Annotated in this window: 14 protein-coding genes; 6 read left to right on the forward strand and 8 right to left on the reverse strand. The window is 72.0% G+C overall.

All coding sequences use genetic code 11. The annotated features are described in order from the left end of the window. Positions 1–149 precede the first annotated feature (149 nt). From DKT68_RS11990 to DKT68_RS12010, 5 genes are all read left to right on the forward strand, one after another. Positions 150–2,246, forward strand: a complete 2,097-nt coding sequence (locus DKT68_RS11990; RefSeq protein WP_146218342.1) for an ATP-grasp domain-containing protein — start codon at positions 150–152, stop codon at positions 2,244–2,246. A 60-nt stretch (positions 2,247–2,306) separates the two neighbouring features. Next, the gene (gene lysA / locus DKT68_RS11995) at positions 2,307–3,623 is read left to right on the forward strand and encodes a diaminopimelate decarboxylase (protein WP_109817493.1); all 1,317 of its coding nucleotides are present in this window, start codon (positions 2,307–2,309) and stop codon (positions 3,621–3,623) included. Next, positions 3,623–4,864: a GNAT family N-acetyltransferase gene (locus tag DKT68_RS12000; protein WP_109817494.1), complete on the forward strand. Its 1,242-nt coding sequence runs from the start codon at positions 3,623–3,625 to the stop codon at positions 4,862–4,864. Before lysA ends, DKT68_RS12000 begins: the two co-directional genes overlap by 1 nt. Beyond that, positions 4,821–5,804, forward strand: a complete 984-nt coding sequence (locus tag DKT68_RS12005) for an aldo/keto reductase (protein ID WP_109817495.1) — start codon at positions 4,821–4,823, stop codon at positions 5,802–5,804. Before DKT68_RS12000 ends, DKT68_RS12005 begins: the two co-directional genes overlap by 44 nt. A 127-nt stretch (positions 5,805–5,931) precedes the next feature. Continuing rightward, positions 5,932–6,507, forward strand: a complete 576-nt coding sequence (locus tag DKT68_RS12010; protein WP_109817496.1) for a snapalysin family zinc-dependent metalloprotease — start codon at positions 5,932–5,934, stop codon at positions 6,505–6,507. Between the two features lie 60 nt (positions 6,508–6,567). Here DKT68_RS12010 and DKT68_RS12015 read toward each other — a convergent pair whose 3' ends face one another. From DKT68_RS12015 to DKT68_RS12025, 3 genes are all read right to left on the reverse strand, one after another. Further along, positions 6,568–7,488, reverse strand: a complete 921-nt coding sequence (locus DKT68_RS12015) for a hydroxymethylglutaryl-CoA lyase (protein WP_109817497.1) — start codon at positions 7,486–7,488, stop codon at positions 6,568–6,570. A gap of 144 nt (positions 7,489–7,632) precedes the next feature. Further along, positions 7,633–8,970 carry an acetyl-CoA carboxylase biotin carboxylase subunit gene (locus DKT68_RS12020; protein ID WP_109817498.1) on the reverse strand — a complete coding sequence of 446 codons (1,338 nt, stop codon included), beginning with the start codon at positions 8,968–8,970 and terminating at the stop codon, positions 7,633–7,635. Between the two features lie 72 nt (positions 8,971–9,042). After that, on the reverse strand, positions 9,043–9,642 hold the full coding sequence (locus DKT68_RS12025; protein WP_109817499.1) for a TetR/AcrR family transcriptional regulator: 600 nt from the start codon (positions 9,640–9,642) through the stop codon (positions 9,043–9,045). 290 nt (positions 9,643–9,932) lie between these two features. Here DKT68_RS12025 and DKT68_RS12030 point away from each other — a divergent pair, with 290 nt between their 5' ends. Then, positions 9,933–11,174: an MFS transporter gene (locus DKT68_RS12030; RefSeq protein ID WP_109817500.1), complete on the forward strand. Its 1,242-nt coding sequence runs from the start codon at positions 9,933–9,935 to the stop codon at positions 11,172–11,174. Positions 11,175–11,272: 98 nt separating this feature from the next. Here DKT68_RS12030 and DKT68_RS12035 read toward each other — a convergent pair whose 3' ends face one another. The 5 genes from DKT68_RS12035 to DKT68_RS12055 all read right to left on the reverse strand — a co-directional run bounded on the left by DKT68_RS12035 (position 11,273) and on the right by DKT68_RS12055 (position 17,105). Next, positions 11,273–12,175, reverse strand: a complete 903-nt coding sequence (locus tag DKT68_RS12035) for a sulfurtransferase (RefSeq protein WP_109817501.1) — start codon at positions 12,173–12,175, stop codon at positions 11,273–11,275. A 121-nt stretch (positions 12,176–12,296) separates the two neighbouring features. Next, on the reverse strand, positions 12,297–14,339 hold the full coding sequence (locus DKT68_RS12040; protein ID WP_109817502.1) for a hypothetical protein: 2,043 nt from the start codon (positions 14,337–14,339) through the stop codon (positions 12,297–12,299). A gap of 218 nt (positions 14,340–14,557) precedes the next feature. Continuing rightward, complete coding sequence (locus tag DKT68_RS12045; RefSeq protein WP_109817503.1) at positions 14,558–15,004, reverse strand: imidazolonepropionase-like domain-containing protein; 447 nt, start codon at positions 15,002–15,004, stop codon at positions 14,558–14,560. Between the two features lie 2 nt (positions 15,005–15,006). Next, a complete protein-coding gene (locus DKT68_RS12050) occupies positions 15,007–15,774 on the reverse strand; it encodes an SGNH/GDSL hydrolase family protein (RefSeq protein WP_109817504.1) in 768 nt (255 codons plus the stop codon). Positions 15,775–15,965: 191 nt separating this feature from the next. Then, a complete protein-coding gene (locus DKT68_RS12055; RefSeq protein WP_109817505.1) occupies positions 15,966–17,105 on the reverse strand; it encodes a hypothetical protein in 1,140 nt (379 codons plus the stop codon). Positions 17,106–17,167: the final 62 nt, after the last annotated feature.

Below are 17,167 nucleotides of genomic sequence, written 5' to 3' on the forward strand. Positions count from 1 at the left end.
TCGAACAGCGCCCGGGGTGGGATCAGAAAAAAGCGGGGGGACACGTGTCCGGAGACGGCGCGAGGGACTACTACGGCGTGCGCAGGTCGGTGGTGACCGCGCGGGAAGCGTTGGACCGACGGTGGGCAGACGACACGGACGTGGTCGTCGTGACCGATCCGCCCCGCGAACACTGGGCGGACCTTGAGGCGGCGGGCTTCCGGATCAAGCCCCGGTGGGTGACCTGGGGGCGGCGTACCCCGGCCCGGCAGGAGGATTTCCTGGCCGGGCTCTCCAAGGCCGAGCGGCGCAACTTCCGGGACGCGCAGCGGTACGTCGACGCGCAGGGGCTCACCGTCGAGGTGCACGCCCGGTTGACTCCGGAGCTCTTCGCCGAGTTCCTCGCCGTGTACGACGCGCAGATCGCCACCATGCCGCACGGCCTGCCGGCGGCGCACGCGGTCACCGCCACCGAGGCTGGGCTCGCCGACTTCTTCCTCGTCTCGGCCCGATCGGGGGCCGAGCTGACCGCCGGCGTCGTCTGCCGGGTCGCCGCGTCCGACGAGGCGATGCGGGTGGCGTTCTCCGCCGCCCGACCGCAGGCCCGCAACGCGATGATCAGCCGGGCGCTCTACCTGGCCGCGTTCGAGGAGGCCCGCCGGCGCGACTTTGCCTGGATCTCCCTCGGCACCGACCCCACCCTGTACGGCCACATCGCCCAGGCGGGTCTGTTCACCTTCAAGAGCCGGCTCGGCTTCGTCCCGGTGCCGCTGCACCACCTCGATCCGGACGACGACGGGTGCGACGAGGCGGAGCTGGTGCTCAGCACCGAACGCCTCAGCGAGCCGGCGCTGAGCCTCTGCTACGCCCGGCCGCCGGACCGGCTGGCCACCTGGGCGGATCCGCTGCCGATGCGGCTGGACGTGCTCAGCCCCGCGCAGGGTCTCGACCTGCGCCCGTACCGGGCTTCCTTCGTGACCGAGACGATCGCCGCGCCCCCGGCCGCCGAGGCGCCGGCGGGCGAGGTCGTCGTGATCGTCGACCCGTTCTCGACCGGTGCGCTGCTGGCGCCCGCCTTCGCCCGGCAGGGCCGGCGCTGCGTCGCGGTCCTCACCGGCACCATCAACGAGCGGTACGCCGCCGGCCTGCGCCGGGACGACTTCCTGACCGTGCTGACCGTGCGGGGTGAATCCCCGCAGGCCCTCGGCGCCGTGGCCGACCTGCTCGCGCCCCTGCGACCCACCGAGGTGCTCGCCGGCAGTGAGTGGGGCGTCAACGTGGCCGACGACCTCGCGGAGCTGTTGAAGCTGCCGGGCAACCTCCACTCGGCGGACCGTCCCCGGCGTGAGAAGCCGGCGATGATGACCGCGGTCGCCCGCGCGGGGTTGCGGGTGCCGCTCGGCGCGCGGGTGCGCAGCGTGGAGGATCTCGACGACTGGCTGGCGGCCACCGGGGTGCTACCGGTGGTGGTCAAGCCCGCGGCCAGCGCCGGCTCCGAAGGCGTGTACTTCTGCGCGGACGAGACCCAGGCCCGGGCGGCGACCGCGAAGCTGCTCGGGGCGACGAACGCCATGGGCCAGCCCAACGACTCGTTGCTCGTACAGGAGCAGCTCGTCGGCCAGCAGTACTTCGTCAACAGCGTGAGCCTCGACGGCCGGCACCACGTCCACGAGATCTGGCGCGACGACCGGTTCTTCGTCGACGGCCGGCCGGTGTACGACCGGCAGGTCCTGCTCGACGGGACGGGCGAGATCCAGGAGGTGCTGCGCGCGTTCGTCGAGGGGGTGCTGGACGCGCTCGGTGTGCGTACCGGGCCGGCACACACCGAGCTTCTCGTCGACGACCGGGGGCCGGTGCTCATCGAGTCCGGGGCCCGGCTGGAGGGTGGCGTCACCCCGGCCGGCCCGGAGCAGGCGACCGGGGTGAGCCAGTTGTCGCTGACCGTCGAGCGGTACACCGACCCGGACCGCTTCGCCCAACGGATCGGCGCCGGCTACCGGCGGCAGCGGGCCATGATGGTCGTCTGCCTGGTCGCGCCGTACGACGGCATGGTCGCCGAGGGCGCGGCCGGACGGCTGGCCGACATTCCCTCGGTCTTCTGCGGATCGGCGTTGGACCTGGTGCCCGGCACCCCGGTGCACCGGACCGTGGACCTGTTCACCTCGCCCGGCCATCTCTACCTGATCGCCGACGACCCGGGCCGGTTGGAGGAGGACTACCAGCGGATCCGTGCCCTCGAACAGAACGACCTGTACGAGTACAGGTAAGGGGTAGATCTTCGTTGAGTGGGCGATATCCTGATCGCTGATCTCCCGAATGAGGATTTGATGGATGAGTTCACCTATCGCGACGGTTCTCTCTGGTGTGAAGGGGTGCCGCTGACCTCGGTGGCCGACCGCTACGGCACACCCACATACGTGTACTCCGCCAGCACCCTGATCGATCACTACCGCCGATTCGCCAAGGCCTTCGACTCGATCAGCCCATTGGTCTGTTTCTCGGCGAAGGCGCTGAGCAACATTCACCTGCTCAGGCTGCTCGGCCGGGAGGGCGCCGGCATCGACGCGGTGAGCGGCGGTGAACTGCACCGGGCGATGGTGGCGGGTATCGACCCCGAGCGGACGGTCCTGGCCGGGGTGGGCAAATCCTCGGACGAGCTTCGGGAGGCTGTTCGCCGCAACATCCGCTGCATCAACGTCGAGTCCGAGGCCGAGGTGGAGCTGCTGTCCCGGATCGCCCGCGAGGAGGGCGTACGGCCCCGGCTGGCGATCCGGGTCAACCCCGATGTCGCACCGGACCAGCGCACCCCGGCCCGGACGACCACCGGCACCCGGGGCGGAAAGTTCGGCGTGGACATCGAGCGCGCGGCGGCGCTGTTCGAACGTGCCGCCGCCGACGAGGCGCTGCGCATCGAGGGCTTCCACATCCACCTCGGCAGCCCGATCTTCGATCCGCAGGTGTACGCCGTCGCGATGGACCGCCTGCTCGCCCTCGTCGCACGGCTGGAGGCGGTCGGACACCGCATCACGACCCTCAACCTGGGCGGTGGTTTTCCCGCCGAGTACATCGACCGCACCGCACCGAGCTGGGACGATTTCGCCGAGGTGATCGTGCACCGGCTCACCGGGTTCACCCGGCAGGGCGGTCAGGTGATCTTCGAGCCGGGCCGGACCATCGCCGCCAATGCCGGGATTCTGCTCAGCACCGTCCGCTATCTGAAGCAGGCCGGCGATCAGCAGCTCGCGGTGATCGACGCGGGCATGACGCACATCGCCCGGGCGGCGATGTACGACAGCTACCACTTCATGTGGCCGGTGCAGCCCCCCGCGGAGGCGATCCCGTCCTCCCGCGACGTGTCGGGCCTCGATGGCCTGACGACGTACGACGTCGTGGGCCCGATCTGCGAGTCCAGCGACTATCTGGCCCGGGGCCGCTCGTTGCCGGTGCTGAAGGCCGGCGCGCACTTCGCGATCTTCACGGCAGGCGCCTACGGCATGACGATGACCAGCAACTACAACAGCCAGTTGCGGCCCGCCGAGGTGCTGGTGCACGGCGACCAGGTCTCGCTGATCCGGCGGCGGGAGACATACGCCGACCTGGTGGGTCTGGAACTGCTCGACGACGGCAGCGACCAGGGCGACTGATGAACGGCGACGTGTCGGTCACGGCCCTGCGATCGGTCAGCGAGATCGGCGAGGACGTGTGGAACGGCCTCGCGGAGGGTGACGGTTTCTACCTCGGTTACCCCTGGATGGCCTGGGCCGAGACCGACCCGTCGTTCGTCACCACGTACCTGGTGGCCCGGGACGCCACGGGGGCAACGCTGGCGGCGGTGGCGACCTATCTGTGGGGCGGCGCGAGCGTGCCGTCGATGAACCTGGCGTACAGCCCGAGTCACATCGCCGAGGAGAATCTCGAGCGGCCGCTGTCGCCCGAGGAGCACGACGCCTTCCTGCCCGCGTTGCTGGTGGGTTCACGGGCCGGCTACCACGGCGCGGTCGCCATCTCCGCCGAGCTGACCGGTGACCGGCGGGACGCCGTGCTCACCGCGCTCTTCACCGAGGTGGAGGCGCTCGCCGCGCGACTCGGTGCGGCCAGCGTCGCCCTGCTCTACACCCCGGCGGAGAACGTCGCCACGTACCAGGCGGCCTGGGACCGGGCGATCGGCCCGGGAAGTCGCGGTCCGGTGCCGGCGATGCTGTCCGCGGAGGCGGTGTTGCCCGCACCGGGCGGCGACATCTCCGACCGCGCCGCCGAGGCGGCGGACCGGCGGGAGTGGCGACGGGAACGTCGACGGTACGACGACACGGTGGACCGGGTGGAGACGGTGCGGCTGTCCGAGTGTGTGGACGTGATCGCGCCGCTGCTCGGTGCGACCCAGCGCAAGTACGGCGGGCCGGACACGGACGCCGACATGCACCGCTACTTCGCCTTCCAGGTGCCGGCGCTGGACGCGTACAGCCTCGTGCTCCTGGAGTACGCCGGGGACGCCGTGGTCGGGTTCAGCCTCAACTACCTGTGGCCCGACGGGGTGTACGTCCGCGCAGCCGGGTTCGACAAGCTGGCAGCCCCGTACTCGTACTTCAACCTGACCATGTACCGCCCCCGCGATCTGGCGGCGGTGCGTGGGCTGAGCGCGGTGCACCTGGGCGCCGGCACCTATGGCGCCAAGCGTGCCCGCGGTGCCGAGCCGCGGTGGACGGCGGGCCTGGTCCGGCCGCCGGCGGACGTGTCCGCGGAGCTCGCGCAGGCCTTCGCGGTCGCCGGTTCGGACTACCGGCAGGCGGTGCAGATCTGGGGCGCCCCGTCCCCGACACTCCCTCGCCAGCAGAGAGGTGACCATGCAGTACCGCAGGTTCGGCCGGTTGGCCTGGCAGATCAGTGAGATCTCGTACGGCATGTGGGGTGTCGGCGGCGGCCTCCACGGGTGGACCGGCGTCGACGACGACGAGAAGTTCGCCGCGCTCCAGCGGGCCGTCGACCTGGGCTGCAACTTCTTCGACACGGCCTGGGTGTACGGGCGCGGGCACAGCGAGCAGGTGCTCGGCGACCTGGTACGGGCCAACCCGGGCACCCGTCTCTATGTGGCCACGAAGGTGCCGCCGAAGGACATGCGGTGGCCGTCGACCCGCGAATCGACTCTCGATGACGTCTTCCCGCCGAAGCACATCGAGGAGTACGTCCACAAGAGCCTCGACAATCTGGGGCTGGAGTCGATCGACCTGCTGCACCTGCACGTCTGGGAGGACTCCTGGACGGACGACCCGCGCTGGCAGGAGACGCTCACCGGGCTGCGTGACCGTGGCCTGATCGGCGGGATCGGCATCTCGGTCAACCGCTGGGAGGCGTGGAACGGCGTACGGGCGATCGAGACCGGGCTGATCGACGCCGTCCAGGTCATCTACAACATCTTCGACCAGGATCCCGAGGACGAGTTGTTCCCGGTGGCCGAGGCGCACGACGTCGCGGTCATCGCCCGGGTCCCGTTCGACGAGGGCACCCTGACCGGCACGTTGACCCTGGATTCGACCTGGCCGGAGGGGGACTGGAGAAACTCGTACTTCGTGCCGGAGAACCTCGCCGAGAGCGTGGCCAGGGCGCGGGCCCTGCGCGAGGACCTGCCTCCCGGGATGCCGATGCCGGAGGCGGCGCTGCGCTTCATCCTGGCGGACCCCCGGGTCTGCACCACCATCCCGGGCATGCGGCGGATCGCGCACGTCGAGAGCAACATCGGGGTGAGCGACGGGAAGCCGCTGGATCCGGACCTGCTGGCGACCCTGCGCCGGCACCGCTGGTCGCGTCAGCCGACCTGGTGGTCGCAGTAGCGGCCGCCCATCGGCACCGGCCCGGGGCGAGGACAGGTCGATGACCAGGCAATCCTGAACTAGACATTGATATTTGTGAATGTCTATCGCTAGGCTCCTGGCACCCCCTCCCAGATTGGAGTCAGCGATGACCTCACGACTCAGTCGGCTCGCGGTCGCGTTGGTGGCGACGGCAGGTGCCACCCTCGCCGTCACGGTCGCCAACCCGGCGCCCGCGTCCGCGGCCATGACCATCTGCTACAACACCAGCCAGGCCGGCAGCTTCGCCGGCACCGCCAACCAGGCGGCCTCGATCTGGAACAACGCCACCGTCAACCTGACGCTCTCCGCGAACTGCGGCTCCAACCTGCGGATCTACCAGATCACCGGCGGCGGCTCGTACGCCGTCCGGACCAGCCTCGGCAACGGCCGGGTCTACATCGACACCCAGCAGGCCGCGCAGTACAGCCCGCTCCGGATCATGACCCACGAGATCGGGCACATCCTCGGCCTGCCGGACAACTACAACGGGAACTGCTCTCTGCTGATGTCCGGCGGCAGCGCCGGCACCAGTTGCACCAACCCGTACCCGAGCAGCGCCGAGGCGAGCCGGGTGAGCAACCTCTTCGCCGGCACCCGCATCGCCACCGAGCGGAGCACGGACCGCGCCGGGTCCGAGATCTTCCGCGACAGCTGGCCGAGCACGCTCACTCCGGTGGGCTGACCGACCGCGTACGTCGGAGGGGCCGGCTTCGTGCCGGCCCCTCCCCGCGTTCCCGGGCGGTCAGCTCGGCATCGACGTCAGCCGGGTGCGGGGGCCCGCGCGGAGGACGCCGGACGGGAGCTTCTTGCCGAGCAGATGCTCGGCCAACTCGGCCGCCTCGATCAGAGCCGCCAGGTCGATGCCCGTGTCGATGCCCATGTCGTGCAGCATGTGCACGGCCTCCTCGGTGGCGAGGTTGCCGCTGGCGCCGGGGGCGTACGGGCAGCCGCCCAGCCCGCCGACGCTGGCGTCGAACTCGGTCACCCCCAGCTCCAGCGCGGTCAGCAGGTTGGCCAGCGCGGTGCCCCGGGTGTTGTGGAAGTGCAGCAGCACCGGCACGTGCGCGTTGCGGTCGCGTACCGCGGTCAGCAGCTCGCGGACCCGGCGTGGAGTGCCCATGCCGGTGGTGTCGCCGAACGCGACGCGGTCCGCGCCGTCGCGGACCACCCGGTCCACGATGCCGGCCACCCGTTCCGGGTCGACGTCCCCCTCGTACGGGCAGCCGAAGCTGGTCGCCACGATCACCTCGACCCGCGCGCTGGCGCCGTGCAGCAGGTCGATCAGCCCGGCGATGTCGTCCAGCGACTCGTCCGTGGAGCGGTTGACGTTGCGCCGGTTGTGCGTGTCGCTGGCCGAGACCACCACCTCGATCTCGGTGAACCCGGCGGCGAGGGCCCGCTGGGCGCCCCGCGTGTTCGGCACCAGGGCCGAGTAACGCACCCCGTCGGCCCGCGCCGCCCGCCGCCACACCTCGTCGGCGTCGGCCATCTGCGGAATCGCCTTCGGGTGCACGAACGACACCGCCTCGATCCGGCGTACGCCGGTGGCGGAGAGCGCGTCGAGCAGCCGCACCTTCGCGTCGGTGGGGATCGGGTCCTCGTTCTGGAGCCCGTCTCGCGGCCCGACCTCACGGATCGACACGGAATCTGGCAGGTCCGTCATAAGGGGTCACCTCGCTGTGACGTCACGCTGTGCTGGGGTTCCCCCAGCATGCCACTCCCGGCACCAGCGACGTTGATCAAGAGGTTCGCGTCAGCCTCAGCCGGAATCCTGACGCGAACCTCTTGATCAACAGGTCGAGACGGGTCAGCGCATGCGGGAGACGATGCCGGTGTCGTAGGCGCCGGAGAGGAACTCCTCGTTCTCCAGCAGCTCGGCGAAGAAGGGGAGGTTGTTCTTCGGGCCCTCGATCCGGAAGGCGGCCACCGCCGTCCGGGCCCGCTCGATCGCCTGCTCGCGGGTGTCGCCGCTGACGATCAGCTTGGCCATCAGGCTGTCGTAGAACGGGGTGACGGTGTTGCCCTGGGTGTAGCCGGAGTCCACCCGAACGCCTTCACCGGTCGGCTCCACCCACGTGCCGACCACGCCCGGGCCGGGCAGGAAACGCTTCGGGTCCTCGGCGTTGATCCGCATCTCGATGGCGTGCCCGCTCGGTGCCAGCGCGTCCGGATCGAACGTCGGCACCAGCCCGGAGGCCACCCGCAGCTGCTCCTCGACGAGGTCGACGCCGTAGACGTACTCGGTCACCGGGTGCTCCACCTGGAGCCGCGTGTTCATCTCCAGGAAGAAGAACTCATCGGACGCCGGGTCGAGCAGGCACTCGACCGTGCCCGCGTTGCGGTAGCCGACCGCCTCGCCGGCCCGCACCGCCGCGGCCAGGAAACGCTCGCGCAGCTCCGGCGAGACCGCCGGGGACGGCGACTCCTCGACGAGCTTCTGGTTGCGCCGCTGCACCGAGCACTCGCGCTCGCCGAGCGCCACCACCCGGCCGTCGGCCAGGCCGAGGATCTGCACCTCGACGTGGCGCACCCGGGGGAAGTACCGCTCGATCAGCACCGAGCCGTCGCCGAACATCCGCTCGGCGAACGCGCGGACCTTGTCGTACTCGGTGCGCAGCGCGGCCTCGTCGACGGCGACGCCCATGCCCATGCCACCGCCACCGGCGGCGGCCTTGACCATCACCGGGTAACCGATCTCGGCCGCGGCGGCCACCGCCGCGTCCAGGTCGGCGGCCGGGTCGGTGGTGCCCGGTGCGACCGGGACGCCGGCAGCGGCCATCAGGTTCCGTGCGTTGATCTTGTCGCCCATCGCGGTGATCGCATCCGCGCCGGGACCGACCCAGACCAGGCCGCTCGACTCGACGGTACGGGCGAACTCGGCGTTCTCCGACAGGAAGCCGTACCCGGGGTGGATGGCCTGGGCGCCGGTCGACTTCGCGGCGGCGAGGATCGCCTCGGTGTTGCGGTAGCTCTGCGCCGGGTTCGGCGGACCGATGAGGACCGCCTCATCCGCCTCGGCGACGAACGGCAGGTGGGCGTCCGCCTCCGAGTACACCGCGATCGCGCGGATGCCGAGCCGCTTGGCGGTCCGGATGATCCGGCGGGCGATCTCGCCCCGATTGGCGACCAGCAGTGACTCGATCATGTTTCCTCCCGGCGTCCGGATGGTGGGACGATAGTCAGGAAACCATGTCCGGTACGCCAGTGACGAGTCGGCTCAGGCGAGCAGCGCGGCCAGGGTGGCGTCGCGCAGCAGTTCGGCGCGGCGTCGGCGGTCCACCTCGCCGCCGAGGAACGGCGTCGAGTTCATCAGGCCGAACGCGGCGTGCGCCAGCACCCGCGCCTCACCGTCGGGCATGCCCGGGTGCAGCGCGGTGAGCACGGTCACCCACTCCTCGACGTAGAGCCGCTGCAGGCGACGGATCCGCCGCCGCGGCTCCTCCGGCAGGCGGTCCAGCTCGTGCAGGTGCAACGCGATCACCGCCGGGTTGGCCAGCGCGAACTCGACGTGAAAGTCGATCAGCGACTCCAGTACCCCGCGCGGGTCGTCCGGGTGCCCCGCGGCGCGCTCCCGCCCGCCCGCCAGCAGCCCGTCGCTCACCGGGATCAGCGCTGCCGCCAGCATCGCCTCCTTGCCGGCGAAGTGGTGGTAGAGCGCCGGACCGGTCACCCCGGCGGCCGCGCCGATGTCGTCCATCGACACCCCGTGGTAGCCCCGGGCGGCGAACAGACCGACCGCGATCTCCAGGATCTCGTCCTTGCGGGACCGGCGCCGGCCCGTAGCCGCCGCGCCCCGTGCCTGCTGCTCCACCGTCACGGAGCAAGCGTAGACCGCCAGCCGCCCCCGGTGGAGCGGTGGTTACCGGTCGGTTGGACACACCTCAGCCGTCCGGGTCGAGGTCGTGCTCCGCCCGCAGCGCGGCAGCCTCCTCGGCGTGGTCCAGCAGGTCCAGCGCGCGGGCCAGCAGCCAGGCCGTCTGGCGCACCGGCCGCGAGTCGGCCGGTCCCGATGCCGGCGCCCACCGTACCGATGATCACCGGCGGGCGCGTCCCCCTTTCGCCCCGCGGCTTGACCCTCGACCCGGTCGAACCCGCACGGTCGTGGGCATGACCTCCTCCGCTCTCGGGCCGGACTTCCGGTTGCTCTGGTCCGCCACGGTCTCCTCCCGGTTCGGAGACGCGCTGCGGACGCCGGCTCTGGCGCTGCTGGCCGCGACGTTGACCCGCGACCCCCGGATCATCGCGGCGGTCACCGTGGCCGGCCAGCTACCGCCGCTGCTCTTCGGGCTGCTCGGCGGCGTGTACGCGGACCGCTGGGACCGCCGGCGGACGATGGCCCTGGTCGACGGGGTACGTGCAGCCGTGGTGGCGGCGCTGGCCGTGGCGGTCGCCCTCGACCGGGCCGGCGTCCTGGCGCTGCTGGTGGCGGCGTTCCTCCTCGCCACGCTGGGCACCCTCTTCGACGCCGCCTCGTTCGCGCTGCTCCCCGCGTTGGTGCCGCCGGCCGCGCTGCCCCGGGCGAACGGCCGGCTCCAGGCGGGTACCGCGGTGGCTGGTGGTTTCCTCGGCGCGCCCGCCGCCGGCGTTCTCTTCGCCGTGGCCCCCGCCGTTCCGTTCGCCCTCGACGCCGTCACCTTCGCCGTGGCCGCCGTCCTCATCCTGTCCCTCACCCCGTCGCCCGCGCCGGACGTGGGGATGGTGGCGCGGCGCCGTCCGGTGTGGGGCGAGATCGTCGAGGGTGTGCGGTGGCTGCGTACCCACCGGACACTGTGGCGCGTCACCCTGCTCGCCGCGGCCAGCAACCTGGCGATCAGCGGGCTGCTGGCGGTGCTGGTGCTCTACGCCCTGGACGTGTTGCGGGTGCCGCCGGCCGGGTACGGGCTGTTCGCCGCGGGTGCGATCCTCGGCGGCCTGGCCGGGGCGCTCGGTGCGGGTCGGCTCGCCGCCCGGCTCGGCACGGTGCCCGCCCTGCGCGCGGTGCTCGCCGCGCAGACCGTCGCGCTGACCGGGTTCGCGCTGGCCCGGCATCCGGTGGCGGGCGGGTTGGCGCTGGCCGTCTTCGCCGCCGGGACCGTGGTGTGGAACAGCCTGTGCGCGTCGTACGGGCAGCACCAGGTGCCGGCCGGGCTGCTCGGTCGGGTGGGTGCCGCCCAGCGGATGGTCGGGCTGCTCACCGCACCGGTCGGGGCGGCGCTCGCCGGGCTGGTCGCCGCCGCCTACGGCACGGTGCCGGTGGCGGGTGCGGCGGCCGGCACGTTCGCGCTGGTCACCTTCGCGGCGTGGCGTTCACTGCGGCCGACCACGTCGGTGCCACCGACCGCACCGGTCAGCACGCCGATCCGGTCCTGACGCCGTCTGGCCCGACGTCCGTTCCTGGCGTGGATCACCAGCTGGCTGAGTACCGTCCCCCGCGCGGCCGTCGCGGGCGCGCGGGGACGTCGAACTCCTCAGGCGGCGAGGCCGCCGGGCTGGTCGCCCTTCACGACAGGTGCCCGGACCAGGTTGCCCCACTCGGTCCACGAGCCGTCGTAGTTGCGCACCTGCGGGTAGCCCAGCAGGTGCCGCAGCACGAACCAGGTGTGGCTGGACCGCTCACCGATCCGGCAGTACGCGATCACGTCGTCGTCCGGGCTGAGCCCGAGCTGGTCGGCGTAGATCGCGCGGAGCTCGTCCGATGACTTGAACGTGCCGTCCTCGTTGGCGGCGGACTTCCACGGCTTGTTCACCGCGCCCGGGATGTGCCCGCCCCGCAGCGCGCCCTCCTGCGGGTAGTCCGGCATGTGCAGCATCTCGCCGGTGTACTCGCCCGGGGACCGGACGTCGACCAGCGGACGGCCCGAGGCGACGTGCGCCATCACCTGCTCGCGGAACGCCCGCAGCGGCGTGTCGTCGCGCAGCGGCACAGGGTAGTCGGCGCGCGGCCGGCTCGTCTTGTCGCGGGTGACCTCGCGCCCCTCGGCGATCCACTTCTGCCGGCCGCCGTCGAGCAGCCGCACGTCGGCGTGGCCGAAGAGCGAGAAGACCCAGAGGGCGTACGCCGCCCACCAGTTGAAGTTGTCGCCGTAGAAGACGACGGTGTCCCCTCGGCCGATGCCCTTGGCGGCGCACATCTCGGCGAAGCTCGTGGCGTCGAGATAGTCCCGGGTCACCTGGTCGTTCAACTCCAGGTGCCAGTCGACCTTGACTGCGCCCGGGATGTGGCCGGACTCGTAGAGCAGGACGTCCTCGTCGGACTCGACCACGACGAGGCCCTCGTCACCCAGGTGCTCGGCCAGCCAGTCGGTGGTGACCAGCCGCTGCGGGTCCGCGTACGACTGGAGGCGGGGATCAGGATCGTTCGGCACAGACATGATCCCCAAGGTACGCCGGATCGCCGCCCCCGACCGCTGTAACGGGACCGGCCCACCAACCCGAGACGGGATGGTGGGCCGGTCCGTGTGACGGGCGACTCGCACCACGCCTTCGCTCGGACTACGCCGCCGGGGCTTCGGCGACCAGGAAGGTGTACGTCCGCTCCTGGGACGCCGTACCGTCCGCGAACAGGCTGCGGACCGTCAGGGTGTGCGTGCCGCTCTGCTCCGGGGTCCAGGTGACGATGGCGCTGCCGTTGATGTCCGCACCGACCCCCTGCTCGGGGCCGTCGTCGAAGCGGTACCGGAACTCGGTCGTGTCGGGCACCTCCGAGCTGATCAAGAAGTCGCCGGCCTGACCGGGGCCACCCGCGGGGTAGCTGGGGTCGTAGAGCATTCCCTGGATGACCGGCAGCAGGTCACGCACGAAGAAGACGAAGCTCGCCGACTCCGACTGGACGCCGTTCCGGTCGACGCTCCAGACGGTGAGCGAGGTGAAGCCCGCCTTCGTCGGCGTCCAGGTCACCGACGCGGTGCCGTCGGCCGCCGCGGCGACGGTGCTGGTCACCGTGCCGAAGCGGTAGCGGTAGCTGACCACGTCGGGCTGGCGCGGGGCGAACGTGAAGACCCCGGGCACGCCCTGGCCGCCGCTCGTGGCGCCCTGCTCGTAGACCGTCGCGGAGATCTTCGGCGCGGTGGTCAGTCGGAACGTGCGCACCGCGGTGGCGGTCACACCGTCGGCGGTGACACTGGTCACCGAGAGCGTGCGGTTGCCGCCCCGGGTCGGGGTGACGGTCAGCGCGGCGGAGCCGTCTGCCGCCGCCTCGACCGTCTGCTCCGGGTCGCCGTCCAGCTGGAAGCGGTAGCGGATTACCCCGCCCATCCCCGGCTGGACGGAGAACGTGGCCGGCGCCCCGATCTCGGTCAGGCTGCCGGTGATGACCGGTGCGACGTCACTGGCCAGGAACTCGTACCGCGCCTCGGGCGACCGGTTCCCGGCCGCGTCCACGCTCCACACGGTGAGGCTGTTCGGCCCGGTCCCCGGGGTGAGCGTGACCGTGGCGGAGCCGCCGTTCCGGTCCGCCGCCACCGTCTGCTCCCCCGTGCTGTTGAGCTGGTAACGGAAGCTGACCACGTCGGTCGCCGACCCGGCGTCGAAGGTGAACTGGCCGGGCAGCGCCGGATGCCAGCCCTCGACCGGGAAGTCGGTGGAGGAGACGACCGGTGCGACCGACGGGCCCTGGAAGTCGGTGCGGAAGTAGCAGAGGCCGCTCCACTCGCCGGTGGCCCGGCTGTCCGCCGCCCGCACCTGCCAGGCGTACACGCGGTCGTGGGTGAGGGTGTCGCGGTAGAAGAGGCCACTCGCCCGCTCGCCGTCCCGGCCGTTCCCGGTCCGCTCCAGCCGAGCCGTCGGCTCGTCCACCGGCCAGAGCGCGAAGGTGGCGGTCAGCATGTCCGTGCCGCCGGTGTCGTTGCGGTCCCGGTCGTGCAGGACGGCCGAGAGCGCCAGGTCGTCGCTCCGCTGGAACTGGTACGGCTCGGCCGTCGTGCACGGCTTGCCGGAGGTCTGCAGCTCGGTCGGCACGCCAGGGGTGTAGTTGTAGTCGATGGAGATGCCGACCGCGCTGGCGTAGCGACGGCCCAGCGTCGGATCGGAGTCCACCCCCGCCGGCAGCCGAAGCGCGAGGGTCAGCGTCGAGGCGCCCTCGGCCAGCGCCTGCCGCAGCCCCTCGGCCGCGTTCCACTCCACGTAGGGCGCGGGGCAGCCGGCGATGTCGGGCAACGTGGCCGTGGACAACTTCGCCCGGTCGGCCGGTGGCTTCTCCCAGCTCGACCTGTCGGTGTACGGCGCCGTGCGCCACAGCTCCACACCCGGACGCTTCGTGCAGTCGACGACGGAGGTCTCCTTGGCGGAGAAGGTCGCCGACTCGATCGCCGCTCCCCGGTAGCGGGAGATGTCGAAGGTGAAGTAGGCGCGGGCCGTGTGCGCGCGCCCCCGGTCGTCCGTCCAGGAGCCGACCGGCACGTCGCCGGCCGGGTCGATGGTGATCTTCGTGGGCCGGTGCGAGTCCGTGTAGGCCCAGGAGGTGTTTCTCTCGTACCGCACGTCGTACGCCGAAGCCGGCGTGGCGGTGAGGGTGAGCATCCCGGCGGCGACCGTCATGGACAGCGCCGCGGACAGCAGGACTCGCCCCGATCTTCCGGATGTCGTCGTGCCAGGTATGAGGGCCATCCCTCATCCACCTTTCCCCGATGTCCCCGCCTTCCGATCAACGGGGGCAGCGGATGTTATCCGGAGTGGCGGACATCGGGCGATCCCTATCCGGCGACCAGACTCCACAGAGGACGATTGACGTCCCCGTCGCCGGCGGTCACGTGTGTTCAGGCGCGACGGTGGGCGATCCGACCGGCGACCACGGTCACCAGGCACGCGCCGTCGACGCCGTGGACCGCCAGGTCGGCGCGCCCGCCGCGCAGCAGCGCCGGCGCCACGGCGGCGGGCAGCGCCAGCAGGTCGCTCTTGTCGACGGCGGCCCGCAGTGCCGGGTCGGCGAGGTGCTCCGCCCGCACCGCGGTCACCCCGCGCCGCAGCAGGGCGTACACCCGCTCGCGTGGGGTGGGTGCCACCGGAAGCGGGCCGTCGTGCAGCAGGCCCGGCCCGAGCGTGCCGGGCCAGCGGCGGACGCGGACCCCCGGGTACGCACCGCTCAGCTCGGCGAGCGGGCCGATGGCCTCGACGCGGTCGGCGCTCACCAGTACGGCGTGATCCGGCATCGGCTCACCGTCGGCGGTGAGCCGCAGCAGCGGTGCGGTGTGCAGGGTGCGCACCCTCAGTCGACGATCGGCCCGAGCAACGGCCGCTTCGCCGTCACCGTGTCGCCGGACGACCGGCCGGTCAGCCGCCGCTTCACCCAGGGAGCGAGGTGCCGACCGGCCCAACGCAGGTCGGCGGCGCGGGCGGCCAGCCACGGCGAGGGTGCCGGGTGCGGCGGGACCATCAGCCACTCCTCGTCGCAACCAACCCCGAGGGCGTTCAACACCTGCCCGGCGACCCGGCGGTGGCCGGCCGGGGAGAGGTGCAACCGGTCGGTGCTCCAGAGCATCGGGTTGAGGAAGGTGTCGTCGGCGTACAGGTCGACCATGATGGCGCCGTGCCGCTCGGCGGTCTCACCGACCGCCTGGTTGAGCAGCTGCACCCGGGGGGCGACGAGGCGTTGGCCGGGCAGTCGGGCCATCACGTCGGCGAACCGGAAGAGGAGCACGTCCGCGCCGCCCGAGCGCAGTTGCCGCACGACCTCGTCGAAGCGGGCGACCAGCGCGTCCGGGTCGAAGGTACGCCGCAACACGTCGTTGCCGCCGGCCGCGAAGCTGATCAGGTCGGGCTTCATGGCCACCGCGGCGGGCACCTGCTCGGCGACGACGCCGGGGAAGAGCCGGCCCCGGATCGCCAGGTTGGCGTAGCGGAAATCGGGGCCCGCCTCGGCGGCGAGCCGGGTCGCCACCAGATCCGCCCAGCCCCGGTACGTGCCGTCCGGGTACGCGTCGTCCATACCCTCGGTGAAGCTGTCCCCGACCGCGACAAAACTGCGCCAGCGCACCCGCGCCTCCCTCACGCCACCCGTTGCCTGCGGCGACCAGTCTGTCACCGGCGGTGCGGCCCGGTCACCGGCCGGGGTGTGTGGGGCACACCACCCGTGCCGTCGGGTCCGAGTCGTCCGCGCACCAGACGAGGGACCGGCCACCCCCGTGAGTGGTCGGTCCCTCGTACCCGGGGCAGTGCGCTGGTGGCTCAGCCCAGCAGAGCGCCCCACGGCTGGCCGGCGGGCACCGACGCGGCGGCCAGCACCCGGCCGTTGGCGGCGTACCTGACCAGCCGGTACGCCGGTGCGCCGTCGGCCGGCGTACCCGTCTTGACCTGGACCACCAGGCCGCCGTCGGCCAGGACGACCCCGTCGGTGGCTTGGCCGTGCCCGGTCGGCTGCTTCCACGCCGGGTCCAACGGCGCCAACTCGGTGACGGCCCCGCTGGCGGCGTCGAGTCGGTAGTTGCGGAACCGCCAGCCGCAGCTGCATCCCCCCGGGCTGGTCGTGTGTGCGCTGATCACCAGCGTCCGGCCGTTGCCGGAGATCGCAGCCACCCCGCCGATGACGAGGCCGGCAGGGATGCGCGGGCCGATCGAGCGGGTGTCGCCACGTTCGTTGCGAATGCGCACCGTCCGATCGGTGAACTGGGCGATCCATCCGCCGGACACCGTCGGGCACTTCGCCTGGTGGGTGGCGAGCACCTTCCGCCCGGTCCCGTCGGCGTTGACCGCGATGAGGGTCATGTCCTTCTCCCCGCCCAGGCCGTACAGCACCCGACCCGAGTCGAGCCAGCTCGGCGCGCAGGCCTGCTGACCCTGGGTCGGGATGGCGTGCCGCTTCGTGCCGTCGAACCCGCTGATCACCAGCCGACCGGCGGACTCTTCCAGCCAGGTCGCCCGCCGGCCGTCCGGCGAGATGGCGAGCGGGCTGATGATGGCCTTGCCGTTGTAGGGGCGGCCCTCGCGTACCAACTGCCAGCTCCCACCGGGGGTACGCCGCCAGATCCGGGCCGGGTCGTTCTGCTTCTGGCCGTGCTCCTCGGCGGTGTACCAGGTCAGCTGCGGCCACTGCGGCGAGCCGACGGCCGGGCGGGCCGACGCGACGGCCGGCGCCGCCGAAGCCGCATCCGGCACGGAGCCGCCCGTGCCGGCGGCCGAGGTGTCACCGCTCGCGGGAACGGGGGTGGCGGTGGCCGTTTCGGCCGGAGCAGGCGTGGCCTTCGGGTCGGCGGTGCCGCAGGCAGCAGCACCGAACGTCAGGAGCAGCAGGGCGGCCGTACCGGCGAGCGCGCCGGAACGGCGGGCCGAGGCGGGACGGGTGGTGTGGGTGAACGGGCCGAGACTCATCGTTTCCATCCTCTGTGGAGGCTTACCGTGCCTGACACCACCCAAGACGACCCCTGGCCGTG

Source organism: Micromonospora acroterricola (assembly GCF_003172955.1).
GTDB lineage: Bacteria > Actinomycetota > Actinomycetes > Mycobacteriales > Micromonosporaceae > Micromonospora > Micromonospora acroterricola.

Bases quoted from the DNA above. Each gene is read 5' to 3' on its own strand.
- lysA (WP_109817493.1), top strand. From the start codon at position 2,307: ATGGATGAGTTCACCTATCGCGACGGTTCTCTCTGGTGTGAAGGGGTG.
- DKT68_RS12000 (WP_109817494.1), top strand. From the start codon at position 3,623: ATGAACGGCGACGTGTCGGTCACGGCCCTGCGATCGGTCAGCGAGATC.
- DKT68_RS12005 (WP_109817495.1), top strand. From the start codon at position 4,821: ATGCAGTACCGCAGGTTCGGCCGGTTGGCCTGGCAGATCAGTGAGATC.
- DKT68_RS12010 (WP_109817496.1), top strand. From the start codon at position 5,932: ATGACCTCACGACTCAGTCGGCTCGCGGTCGCGTTGGTGGCGACGGCA.
- DKT68_RS12015 (WP_109817497.1), bottom strand. From the start codon at position 7,488: ATGACGGACCTGCCAGATTCCGTGTCGATCCGTGAGGTCGGGCCGCGA.
- DKT68_RS12020 (WP_109817498.1), bottom strand. From the start codon at position 8,970: ATGATCGAGTCACTGCTGGTCGCCAATCGGGGCGAGATCGCCCGCCGG.
- DKT68_RS12030 (WP_109817500.1), top strand. From the start codon at position 9,933: ATGACCTCCTCCGCTCTCGGGCCGGACTTCCGGTTGCTCTGGTCCGCC.
- DKT68_RS12035 (WP_109817501.1), bottom strand. From the start codon at position 12,175: ATGTCTGTGCCGAACGATCCTGATCCCCGCCTCCAGTCGTACGCGGAC.
- DKT68_RS12040 (WP_109817502.1), bottom strand. From the start codon at position 14,339: ATGACGGTCGCCGCCGGGATGCTCACCCTCACCGCCACGCCGGCTTCG.
- DKT68_RS12055 (WP_109817505.1), bottom strand. From the start codon at position 17,105: ATGAGTCTCGGCCCGTTCACCCACACCACCCGTCCCGCCTCGGCCCGC.